Source organism: Desulfobulbaceae bacterium, assembly GCA_015231515.1.
GTDB lineage: Bacteria > Desulfobacterota > Desulfobulbia > Desulfobulbales > VMSU01 > JADGBM01.
On the sequence record JADGBM010000098.1, the window covers coordinates 1 to 10,889 of the forward strand.

Below are 10,889 nucleotides of genomic sequence, written 5' to 3' on the forward strand. Positions count from 1 at the left end.
ATCACAGTCTGTCAGCGACCCGTGCATTTTGCATTGTTACTCGACGGTGGTAATCGATTGTGGTTGTGATTTTTTTAAAAAATAGGGAAATTCAATCTCGATATGAGCTTCTTCCGCCTGAAGCCTTTCTTTCATCTTGGACAGAATACGGTGAAAGTTCGTCAGGTTAATCTCGCCATGGAAGCGATTAAGGATTTCTACGAAACGGCTCATGTGCGTCCCCTTAAATTGATGGGGCAGACTGACGTACATATTAAAGGTGGCGACAGTTTTCTGGGTTGTTTTCGCTTTATCACGAACCGTGATGGGATAGGAGATATTTTTGACGCCGACCTTACGGATGTTAATTCGTCGGAAGTCGGGCTGGTTCTGAATATCTTTCATTGTTTTTTCTAACCGGAAGAGCTCAGTCCCAGGATGTATGCCCTATGACAGATGGCGCCGTACTGCGGCCTTGAGCTCACTGAGGTCTGCCGATTTAACCAGGTAATCGTCGGAACACCAGGAGGCAAGATCCTGCTTGAACTCTTGATACGCCGAGCTAAGTATGACGGGCAGTGCCGGGTTGACCTCTTTTATTTTGCGCAAGGCTTCTAGTCCGCTCATCCCCGGCATGTTGATGTCAAGGATCACCAGATCAAAAGAAGCTTCGGCCAACTTGGCAAGTGCTTCCTTGCCGGTAAATGCAGAAGCGACACTATATCCCTCTTCTTCAAGTTCTTCCCGGTAAAGCAAGTGGATAGAGTCTTCATCGTCAACTAGCAATATGTTTTTCATGGGCGACCTCTTTTTGTCTGTTGTGCAAAATAGCAGGTTTTAAGCCTTAGTATAGGCGATTGACCTACAGGGTGCTTTAAATATCTGCTTCCCTTAAATATTTGGCAGCTTCCTCTGGTGGAGTAGGATTTATGTAAAATCCTGATCCCCACTCGAAGCCGGCAATCTGGGTTAATTTGGGTACAATCTCAAAATGCCAATGGAAATGTTCCAGCGGGTGAGACCGGAGTGGTGCCGTATGGAGGACAAAATTATATGGCGCATTAGGAATACAAGCATTCAGGCGTCTAAGGCACTCGGAGAAAACTTTGGCCAGGAGGGTGCACGAATGTTCTTGCATGGAAATATATGAAGAGCCATGTTGCTTGGGCAGTACCCACATTTCGAAGGGCGATCGTGGTGCAAAGGGGGTGATCACCAGAAACTGCTCGTTTTCACAGACAATACGAGTCGTTTCTCTGAGCTCCTGGTGAATGATGTCACAAAAAATACATCGTTCTTTGTAACGATAATAGGCCATGCTGCCATCGAGTTCAGAAACGATCATGCGAGGCAGAATTGGCAGGGCGACCAGCTGCGAGTGGGAGTGCTCAAGCGAGGCTCCGGCAGCCTTGCCATGATTTTTGAAGACCATTACATAGCGAAAACGTGAGTCATGGGCAAGGTCGATGATCCGGTCACGATAGGCAAAAAGCACCTGGGTCATACTCTCCAGGGATAGATCCGCAAAACTTTCTTCGTGGTTAGGAGACTCAACGATAACTTCGTGAGCCCCAATACCGTTCATCTTATCGTAAAGGCCCTCACCAACCTTATCAAGGTCACCTTCAATAACGAGGGCCGGGTATTTGTTAGGAACTACTCGCAACGTCCAGCCCGGAGAGTTTGAGGCATGACCAGGGTGGCCGTAACTCAGAACTTCGGGAGGGGTTGTTTTTTCATTGCCAGGGCAAAGTGGACAAAATCCCGCTTTAGTAGTGCTTTTTTCAACAATAAAATCTGTTGGTCTTTTTCCTCGTTCCTTGGAGATTATAATCCAACGACCAAGGATTGGGTCTTTGCGGAGTTCTGGCATAGCAGAAGATTTTCCTAAGAACCGGCTATGTTAATGTAAGTACACGGGGATAGGTGGCGGAGCCACGTTAGCCCGCATGTGTTTTTTCATGGTTTTCCTGTTTTGTTTTGCAGGCAATGCACAATGTTGTAACAGGTCTCGCTTCAAGTCGTTCGGCCGAGATGTCGTCACCGCAATCTTCACAAATCCCATAGGACTCATCGTCAATTCTGGAGATTGCAGATTTGATTTTAACGAGCAGCTTTCGCTCTCTGTCCCGAAGTCTGAGCTCGAAGTTTCGATCGGACTCAGCAGAAGCCCGATCAGTTGGGTCGGGGTAGTTCTCGTTCTGATCGGTCATCTCAGATAGAGTTTTGTCAGCTTCTGAAAGCAGACTCTCAGCGTCCGCCTCAAGTTTTTTTCTGAAATAAGTAAGTTTTTCCTGGTTCATGCTGTGATCCTCCAAAAATACGTGTTGTACTGGGGAAACCAAAAAATTGTAATGGGCAGCTCGAATAGTTTCTCAGTAATTCAAACACACATACAATGTTATCATTTTGTGCGGATAAATGTCCCGCTTTTTCCACCGGTTTTTTTTTCGAGCTGAATATTGCCAATAGTCATGTACTTATCGACGGATTTGCACATGTCATATATTGTAAGTGCGGCAATGGAAACTGCGGTTAGCGCCTCCATCTCAACCCCTGTTTGACCAGTAATGGCAACCGTCGCCCAGATGTTGATAGCCGTTTTTTCTTCGTCAAAACTAAAATCAACTTCCGCCTTAGTGATGTTAAGCGGATGTGTTAATGGGATAAGCTGGTCAACTTTTTTTGCTGCCATTATCCCGGCAAGCCTGGCAACCCCTAATACATCACCCTTAACTACCCGGCCTTCCTGCACAAGAAGGAGCCCTTCTCGGGACAAGAAAATGGTGTCCGTCGCCATAGCCTCTCTGGAGGTGGTCTTTTTGGCCGAAACATCGACCATTATAGCATTTCCAGACTGATTGAAATGTGTCAACGAGCGCTTGGTCATTTTTGTATCATACCCTAGCCGTGGAAAAGTTTCTGAAAAAATCCTTCCTTTTCTTCGCCGGTAGAGTCACCGCCAGCTTCTGCAAATTCGCGCAACAACTCTTCCTGCTTTTTGTTCAAGTTGGTTGGTGTGTGTACCTTATAAACAATGATCATGTCTCCACGGCCATGACCGCGTAGACTTGGGACACCTTCGGAGTCAAGTTTCAGGGTGTCACCGGTCTGGGTGCCTTTTTTAATGGAGATAGTTTTTGTGCCGTGAATGGTATGGATGTCAATTTTTGTGCCAAGGGCGGCCTGCACAAAGGAGATTGGCAATCGACAGTAAATATCCTCTCCGTCGCGCTCAAAAAAATCATGTTTGTCAGCGTGGAGAATAACGTATAGATCCCCAGCGGGTGCGCCTTTTCGTCCACCCTGGCCTTCGCCGGTAAGCCGCATTCTGGAGCCTGTGTCAACTCCGGCTGGAATTTTCAGCGATACTTTTTTCTTCTTGTTAATAAGGCCCTTGCCGTTGCAGTCCTGGCAGGGATCGGTAATAACCTCACCGGCACCCTGGCATTCCGGGCAAGTTGTATTCAGCCGGAAAAATCCCTGTGAGCGCATAACCTGACCACGACCGTTGCAGGATGAGCAGGTTTGTGCCTGGTATCCAGGCCGCATTCCAGTTCCCTCGCAGGTCCAGCAGGTGTCGGGCTTGGTTATTTCGATCTCTTTGTTTGCCCCATGGACGGCCTCCATAAAGGAGATGCTCAGGTCATAGCGTAGATCGCTGCCTTGTGTCGGGCCGCTTCGGCGGCGCTGAGAAGAGCCTCCTCCGCCAAAACCGAACAGATCCTCAAATATATCTCCGAAACTGGAAAAGATGTCCTCGGCGTTACCAGGGCCACGATAACCGGTGTTCTTGAGACCTTCGATGCCGTATTGATCGTAAATCTGTCTTTTCTTCGGGTCACCTAGAACTTCATAGGCCTCTGCCGCTGATTTAAACTTTTCCTCAGCCTCTTTGTCGCCCTGATTTCTATCGGGATGAAATTTCATTGCCATCTTGCGATAGCTTTTTTTGATCTCATCGGCAGACGCCGATGAAGAAACTCCAAGTGTTTTGTAGTAATCCATAGTTGTATGGTAGCTGTTTAACAGATGGGTAAACGGACGTTAAACGGTAGCTGCTTCTGGTTGTGTATTTTCGGCTTTGTCTTCTTCGTGAAGAATTTTTTCAAAACTTCGTATGTTTTCAACTGTTACTTTTCCGGCTGCTATCTCACGCAAAGTCATAACTACTTCTTTGTTTTTGCCCTCGACAAGAAAAGGTAGGCCATTGCGGTGCTGTTTGAGCCGGGCGATGGCGAGGTGGATAAGCGCAAAACGGTTTTCGCTACCAATTTCTTTTAAACAGTCTTCAACTGTAATTCTGGCCATTAATAATCTCCTTGAGCTATTTGTCAGCTAAATTGGGTAGATATCTATCTCTGTAGTTGATTGATACTACTGACCGGGAAGCTAATGCTCATTGTGCCCGAGAGGAAAGTTCTAGGTCATTAGCTAAAACGTGAACAATATAATCGTTCTTTTAGTAATGGCAAGAGATTTTTATGGCTTAGTGGTCATCTCCCCTGAAAGTAATGGTTTGGGCGGGGGAGCCTATTTGCGCAATATGAGTGGTGGCATGTAATGTGCAACTTGTCCAGTTGGCTGTACCTTTAAGGCGAGTAGCTGTTGGTGGTCTTAATGTGTTGTGATCCCGTTAACCGTAATGGTGGTAGGAGTTGCAAGGCAGATTGTTTTTTGAGGTTGTTGCCATGCTTGATGATGGGTGGGAAAAATGTTCCCGTCAAAATTATGACAGGTGTTGTGGAGATGATAAAAATTACCTTGGGATTGGCGCTATTTTTAGGACTTTTGGGATGCAGTAGTTCTGGAACTGTATCTGGTGCCGGGAGAGCTGCCACTTACGACTTGCCGACAGTTATTTATGAAAAGCACGAAGCTGTTGTCTATCCGGCGGGGCCCAGAGATTGATTGTAATTCAAAAACTATACAGGGAGTGAAGCAATGCGAGGATTGTTGCTGATGACTGTTTTGGCTGGCACAGTACTGATTGTTGTAGCAAATGTTGCGGGCGAGAGTCGCGCGGAATTGGCCCGGGCAGAATATGTCCATACCATCAGGCCCGAATACTTATACAGCACTGGGCAAGTTGAAGAAAAAAGTACCGAACAGCGACGGTTGTGGGACTATCTTTCTTTTCTGTCTCTAAGGAAGGATCCCGATAACGGGCATCTTTTTGAAGCGGAAGAGGCCACAACACTTAAGGCCAGAGTTCGGGAGCTCAGCCGCCAGTTGCTGGCCAATGCGCAGGAGAGCATTGCTGAGGAGTACGTTATAACTATTAACAGCTTTGTTAACCTCGGTAATTTGTATAAAACCTCATCTTTGGGGCGCTATATAGCCGAACAACTGATCGGAGAGATGCAGCTGGCTGGTGTCGAGGTCATTGATGTGCGTAAAACAGCAGGCCTGATGATTTATGAGAGGCACGGTGAGTACGGCTTGTCCAGAGATATGGATGAATTAAGCTATCTCCACGCCTCTCAGGCAATGGTTGTTGGCACATACACGTATGCACAGGGCCAAATATTTTTAAATGCCCGTCTACTCCAAAATAGCGACGGTATGGTTCTTTCCAATGCCAGTCTTGTTTTTGATCTCGATCCGGTTACCCGCCAAATGCTTAGTGACGAGTCAATGCCTGCGCGCCGAGGTCGTATGGTTACGATTGAGCAGTTTGAGGAATAAGAGGAGCACATTCATGGTGAAATTTTGGCGTACGCTATCTGGTGTCGTGGCTTTGCTGGGGGCCTCGTTTGTTCTGTTGTCAGGCTGTGAAAGTACCAAGAACAGTATGCCCTGGGAAAAAGTCGATCTTAAAATGGATGCCTATGCAGAGGCTCGTTATCGCAAGGCGATGCACTACATGGAGGAAAGCCGTTATGAACTTGCCCAGCAACAGTTCGCTATTGTCGCAGCTACCGCAAACTCAGCACAGTTGAAGAAGCTTGGTCTTGATGGCTACGCCAAAGCCGATACAGCTATTGCCGTCAAGCGCTAGCTGTTTAACTATGAAGAAAATCAGTTTTTTTAGGAGCTTTTGTGAGAAAAACTAAAACAAATATCTCAGTTTGGTTGATGCTCTGTTTTGTCATGCTGCTTACAGGGTGCGGAGCTGTGGAGACCAGAAAGGCGGTATCTGTCGCCTCCCCCGATTTTTTTGGAATTGGTGAGGAGCTGGCCCGGCAGTTGATTTTAAATAAGAGAGGAGATTTTGGCCTTGAAGAGCGTTTGGTGTTTTCAACGCTGGTTAACCTTGACGAGCTCTATCAGACTTCTAAGTTTGGCAGAGCTCTGAGCGAAGCCTTGGCAACGCAGCTTTTTCAACATGGCTATGGCGTTGTTGAGTTGCGCAAAATAGATACCATACTTGTTAAAAACAATAGCGGGGAACTGGTTTTAAGTCGAGAAACTAAACGTTTGGCTGCCCAGTATGATGCTGACGCAATAGTTGCCGGGACGTATTCAATGACACCAGGGTCAGTCATTATCAATGTTAAGATTCTTGATATTGACTCTCAAGAGGTTTTGTCTGTCGGGGGCGTAGAGTTACGACGCAGTCATACAATTAATTATCTGCTTGCTGATACGACCGGCATGGTTGACTCAAAGATTTCAGGCTACGAAAGGTAGGCTTGTCTACAAAGTGAGGTGCGGGGTATGGTTCGAGTTGTTGTGCTTATCGGTGTCGTTTTGCAAATTCTGACGGGGTGTGCAACTGTTATTGAAAGACAGTCTTCTGCCCAGGTTGGTGTCAATAAGGGTGCTCCGGTTGTCTATATTCACCCTGAAGATGCAACCGCCTACCTGCAGGCAACTGTTGGAGTTCTGCCTTTTTTGATGCCCAAAGGGTTGTCGCCGGAAGTTGGGATGGGCATAGGGGCATTGTATAGGGATATTCTTTTGGGAAAACAGATTTTTCCTAAAGTGAAGTTCATTCGACAGGATTACGGCGATTATGACGAAGCTGTAACTGTGGGAAGAGAATATGGTACAGACCTCGTGTTGGCCGGTAAGGTGAATTATCTGATTGAGGGCGCGGAGTTGGGCGGATCGAGGATGGATATCTCTGTGCGTCTGATAAATGTGACCAGTGGGGCAACGGTCTGGCACATAGGTCAGACGATGGATCAGCCGATGGATTATCCGCGCACTGATATATTGAACTCTTTGCTCAACTCGACCTTTATTGAGCCAATCAGGCGTCCAATGGGGGCACCGGTTATGGTAAATATGCTTGCCCAGTCAGCGGTAGATGTCGCTGACGTGATCACCGGTGCCCGCTATGTGAAGAGGTGATTAAATAGTGTAGGGATTGCCATTTTTACATAAAGGAAAAAATCCCCCTGAATCACGGCCCTATTCAAAAGGGTTTTTCAGCAGCATGGTCTGCTCTCTGCCAGGTCCTACGGAGACAATGTAGGCCGGGGTCTCGGTCATATCTTCAATGCGTTTCACATACTCTTTTGCCTTTTTGGGCAGATCATCCATGCTGAGAACGTGGTCGATCTCTTCCTGCCAGCCTTCAATATCTTCGTATATCGGCTGAAGCTTAGCCGTTGTCCGGATGTTGCCGGGCATTGCGGTGTAAGTCTTTCCGTCAGCCTCATACGCTGTGGCAATTTTCAAGGTATCTTGACCACTCAACACATCAAGCTTGGTAATGGCCAGGCCATTAATGCCGTTAAGTCGAACGGCCTCTTGAGCCAAAACAGCATCAAGCCAGCCGCAGCGCCGCTTTCTGCCCGTAGTTGCTCCAAACTCGCCGCCTTTTCTTTGGAGTTCGTCGCCGGTTGCATCAAAAAGCTCTGAGGGGAAGGGGCCTTCCCCAACTCTGGTGGTATAGGCTTTAAGGATACCGATTACACAGTCAATATGTGAAGGGCCAAAGCCAGAGCCAGTACAGGCATTGCCTGCAACAGTGTTTGATGAGGTGACAAAAGGGTACGTGCCATGGTCAATATCAAGTTGGGTTCCCTGGGCTCCTTCAAAAAGGATATGCTTGCCGGCCTTTCTGCCCAGGTCTAACTCAACGGAAACGTTTTTGATGAAAGGTGCCAGCTGTTCGGCATAGGATTGGAAACTTTCGTAAATAGCGTCAAAGGATATGCTCGCCCCTGATTCCTTGAGGAAATGGTTTTTTTCAGTGACATTGTCTTGAAGTTTATCCCGGAATAGATCCGGGTCGAGAAGGTCACCTAGTTTTATGCCTTTGCGAAGAATTTTGTCCCCATAGCAGGGGCCGATGCCCCGACCGGTGGTGCCGATTTTTTTGCCCTTTTGCATTTTTGTTTCGCTGGCAAGGTCCAACTGGTTGTGGTAGGGCATAATCACGTGGGTATTCTCACTGATGGACAACCTCTCAGGGGTAACCGGCAAACCGGAGTCCGCCAGCTCCTGCATCTCTTCCAGCAGAACTTTGGGGTCAAGAACGACACCGTTACCGATGAAGCATCGTTTGTTGTCATAAAGGATGCCCGATGGAATGAGGTGGAAAACATATTTTTTGCCTTCTACTACCAGCGTATGACCAGCGTTGTTGCCGCCTTGAAAACGGACAACATAATCAGCATAGCCTGTCAGCAGGTCAACAATTTTTCCTTTCCCTTCATCACCCCACTGGGTTCCAACAATTACTACATTGGCCATTATCACATGCTCCTGGTCCGCTTTTAAGCCGACAAAAAATGAACTGATAAAAAGAAACAGCAGGGCATAATAGTAAAAGGCTTTGCAAAAGTCAATCGTCGTGTACGACTCACTGCGGCAGAGCCCTTTTGCTGGGAAGAATAAAGTCGTTTTGGGTAATTTGCCGATAGTTTCAGCACGGGGTTTTTGATGCAAGGCCTCACCTGATAACCGGCTTGACATGCCCTGGTAAATGCCGTAAATTCGCAAGATCTTAGCCGTCAAAAAAATCTTTTACGAAAAGTTTGTCACTTTTGGCCATTTCCCCTCTTCAATTGTCTTTAATGGTGTTTCAGCTATGTTTGGAATAGGAGTTCCGGAACTGATCTTAATCATGGCAGTTGCCCTCATTGTTGTGGGGCCAGAAAAATTGCCCGAGTTGGCAAAGAGTTTGGCCAAACAGGTTGTGGAGTTGAAGAAAGCCGCTAATGCCCTGAAAAGCAGTTTCGATGAGGATGCTGATGAGTTGAAGCCCTGGGAAAAGATAACACCGGAAAACCCGCAGATCGCTCAATATAGGCCGGAAAAGGATGATCTTTTTGAGGCTGTCAATATCCCGGAGGTGGAGGTAGTGCCATCTGATGACACTGCCGCACTAAAACCTTCCAGCGGGCCTGAAGAAAAACCGGAAAACCAAACTTCATGACCCATACCTCTGAAACTGGTGATGGGCTAGGCTCGGGTAATTCCAAAAGCCCCAAAGCTGACAGTCGTGAACAGGAAAATCGCGGTTATTCCACCCATATGGTGGAGTTGCGTCAGAGAGTAACAATCTCCTTTGTGGCTGTCGTCTTATGCAGCAGTGTCGCCTATGGGTTTGCCAAGCCCATCTCTCATTTTTTTATGGACCCCTTGTTTCTGGCCTACCCAGAACTTACTACACTTGTCTACACGAATCTGACCGAGGCTTTTTTCTCCTACCTGAAGCTTTCAATTTTAGTAGGAATAATCGGTAGCGTCCCAATTCTTGCCTATCAAACATGGATGTATGTGGCGCCAGGCCTGAAGAAGAAGGAGAAGAGAGCTGTTCTGCGCGTTGTTGCCATGGGAACGCTGTTGTTTTGTGCCGGGGCCCTGTTTTCCTTTTTTGTCGTGTTGCCGGAGTTGTTGAAATTTCTGATGAGTTTTATTCGTGACAATCTCACGCCGATGCCCAAATTTGGGGCCTATCTTACCTTTGTGGCACGAATAGCCTTAGGCTTTGGACTGGCCTTTGAAATACCATTCCTGATGGTTGCCGCCGTCAAGTTCGGCCTGGTGCCAAAACGGCATTTTCATCAGAAAAGGTTGTTTTTCTATCTGATAATTTTTGTGTTGAGTTTTCTACTTACGGCAGGTGAACCTGTCTCTACGGTATTGGTGGCGATGCCTCTTTGTGTTCTTTATGAGGCAGGCGCCCTGATAGGACGCCTGTTTTAGGAGGTGCAGAGTGAGTGTCGAGTTTCAAGCGTCAAGAGAAGGGGTTCGGAGGGGGGCTCAAGTGGCCGATTTTATCGTATTCGGATTCGGGTGCTTTCTATCTCTGCCTGGGGCATTTGCTGACGGGTCTGGTAATTTCTGAAAGTACAAAGTTGTCTGCGGTTACAGTCGCTGAACCGTGTATTCCAATTTTCCCCTTTCCGCTTAAAAAACTGTCTTCAAACTCAGTAAGGAAAATATCATCGATATAGATGGAGTATATTGCTCCATTTTTTTCAAGAGAGGCTGTGTGCCAGTCGTCTGAGTCCCAGTCGTAGTCAAAGGTGTCGCTTGCATCGGTTAGCCAGGATTCTCCATCCCATGATGACAGCACTACGCCAATCTCTTTATGCTGTTTTTCTTTATGTGGCTGGCTTTGGTCTCCAATTGCGATCGCTATCTTGTTGTTCTCGTCCTTCCACAACACAAAAGTAGCCACGGTGTTCAACGATTTCGACTGCGAGGCACTGACTGTTTTCCTGAAATCGAAAGAAGCTTTATAGCTGCCAGTGGGCTGAATAGCATCATTAAGGAGTAAATCTGAATGCGGGCAGTTGGTCTTTTCACATCCAGCATTCGAGTGGCTATAAAGTTCATCGTTTTTAACCAGCCATTTTCCTTGCTCAGTAGCGTTCCATGAGGATAAATCTGTCGAGAAATCATCAAAGAACAAATCTTCTGCCTGGGCCAAACCAGCAAACCATAGACTGCCAGCCAGCACGAAAATTCCAACTGTTTTCAGTTTCATATTTTATTGTATCCTT

The 10,889-nt window shown here is 47.0% G+C and carries 16 protein-coding genes; 7 read left to right on the forward strand and 9 right to left on the reverse strand.

The features are described from left to right. Window positions 1-36: 36 nt before the first annotated feature. The 7 genes from HQK80_12805 to HQK80_12835 form a co-directional block, all read right to left on the reverse strand. Window positions 37-384, reverse strand: coding sequence for a GTP cyclohydrolase I FolE2 (locus HQK80_12805; protein MBF0223084.1), 348 nt, complete (start codon window positions 382-384; stop codon window positions 37-39). 42 nt (window positions 385-426) lie between these two features. Beyond that, window positions 427-777, reverse strand: coding sequence for a response regulator (locus HQK80_12810; protein MBF0223085.1), 351 nt, complete (start codon window positions 775-777; stop codon window positions 427-429). A 76-nt stretch (window positions 778-853) separates the two neighbouring features. Then, window positions 854-1,852, reverse strand: a complete 999-nt coding sequence (galT, locus tag HQK80_12815) for a galactose-1-phosphate uridylyltransferase (protein MBF0223086.1) — start codon at window positions 1,850-1,852, stop codon at window positions 854-856. A 67-nt stretch (window positions 1,853-1,919) separates the two neighbouring features. Further along, window positions 1,920-2,282, reverse strand: coding sequence for an RNA polymerase-binding protein DksA (gene dksA / locus HQK80_12820; protein ID MBF0223087.1), 363 nt, complete (start codon window positions 2,280-2,282; stop codon window positions 1,920-1,922). A 101-nt stretch (window positions 2,283-2,383) separates the two neighbouring features. Beyond that, on the reverse strand, window positions 2,384-2,869 hold the full coding sequence (gene moaC / locus HQK80_12825; protein MBF0223088.1) for a cyclic pyranopterin monophosphate synthase MoaC: 486 nt from the start codon (window positions 2,867-2,869) through the stop codon (window positions 2,384-2,386). A 14-nt stretch (window positions 2,870-2,883) separates the two neighbouring features. Then, window positions 2,884-3,987 (reverse strand): molecular chaperone DnaJ, encoded by a 1,104-nt coding sequence (gene dnaJ / locus HQK80_12830; GenBank protein MBF0223089.1) that lies wholly within the window; start codon window positions 3,985-3,987, stop codon window positions 2,884-2,886. Window positions 3,988-4,026: 39 nt separating this feature from the next. Continuing rightward, window positions 4,027-4,290 (reverse strand): DNA-directed RNA polymerase subunit omega, encoded by a 264-nt coding sequence (locus tag HQK80_12835; GenBank protein MBF0223090.1) that lies wholly within the window; start codon window positions 4,288-4,290, stop codon window positions 4,027-4,029. Between the two features lie 438 nt (window positions 4,291-4,728). Between HQK80_12835 and HQK80_12840 the strand changes: the two genes are divergently transcribed. From HQK80_12840 to HQK80_12860, 5 genes are all read left to right on the forward strand, one after another. After that, entirely contained in the window at window positions 4,729-4,890 is a 162-nt protein-coding gene (locus HQK80_12840; protein MBF0223091.1) for a hypothetical protein, read from the forward strand. 33 nt (window positions 4,891-4,923) lie between these two features. Beyond that, window positions 4,924-5,667, forward strand: coding sequence for a hypothetical protein (locus HQK80_12845; GenBank protein ID MBF0223092.1), 744 nt, complete (start codon window positions 4,924-4,926; stop codon window positions 5,665-5,667). A gap of 13 nt (window positions 5,668-5,680) precedes the next feature. Continuing rightward, entirely contained in the window at window positions 5,681-5,980 is a 300-nt protein-coding gene (locus HQK80_12850; protein MBF0223093.1) for a hypothetical protein, read from the forward strand. Window positions 5,981-6,057: 77 nt separating this feature from the next. After that, window positions 6,058-6,612, forward strand: a complete 555-nt coding sequence (locus tag HQK80_12855; protein MBF0223094.1) for a hypothetical protein — start codon at window positions 6,058-6,060, stop codon at window positions 6,610-6,612. 27 nt (window positions 6,613-6,639) lie between these two features. Continuing rightward, a complete protein-coding gene (locus HQK80_12860; GenBank protein ID MBF0223095.1) occupies window positions 6,640-7,278 on the forward strand; it encodes a hypothetical protein in 639 nt (212 codons plus the stop codon). Between the two features lie 60 nt (window positions 7,279-7,338). Here the strand turns inward: HQK80_12860 and HQK80_12865 are convergent, their stop codons facing one another. Then, complete coding sequence (locus HQK80_12865; GenBank protein MBF0223096.1) at window positions 7,339-8,628, reverse strand: adenylosuccinate synthase; 1,290 nt, start codon at window positions 8,626-8,628, stop codon at window positions 7,339-7,341. Between the two features lie 337 nt (window positions 8,629-8,965). Between HQK80_12865 and HQK80_12870 the strand changes: the two genes are divergently transcribed. Next, on the forward strand, window positions 8,966-9,313 hold the full coding sequence (locus tag HQK80_12870) for a twin-arginine translocase TatA/TatE family subunit (GenBank protein MBF0223097.1): 348 nt from the start codon (window positions 8,966-8,968) through the stop codon (window positions 9,311-9,313). Between the two features lie 98 nt (window positions 9,314-9,411). After that, a complete protein-coding gene (gene tatC / locus HQK80_12875; protein ID MBF0223098.1) occupies window positions 9,412-10,086 on the forward strand; it encodes a twin-arginine translocase subunit TatC in 675 nt (224 codons plus the stop codon). A gap of 97 nt (window positions 10,087-10,183) precedes the next feature. On the opposite strand, the gene HQK80_12880 is transcribed toward tatC, so the two are convergent. After that, on the reverse strand, window positions 10,184-10,873 hold the full coding sequence (locus HQK80_12880; GenBank protein ID MBF0223099.1) for a hypothetical protein: 690 nt from the start codon (window positions 10,871-10,873) through the stop codon (window positions 10,184-10,186). Between the last annotated feature and the right edge of the window lie 16 nt (window positions 10,874-10,889).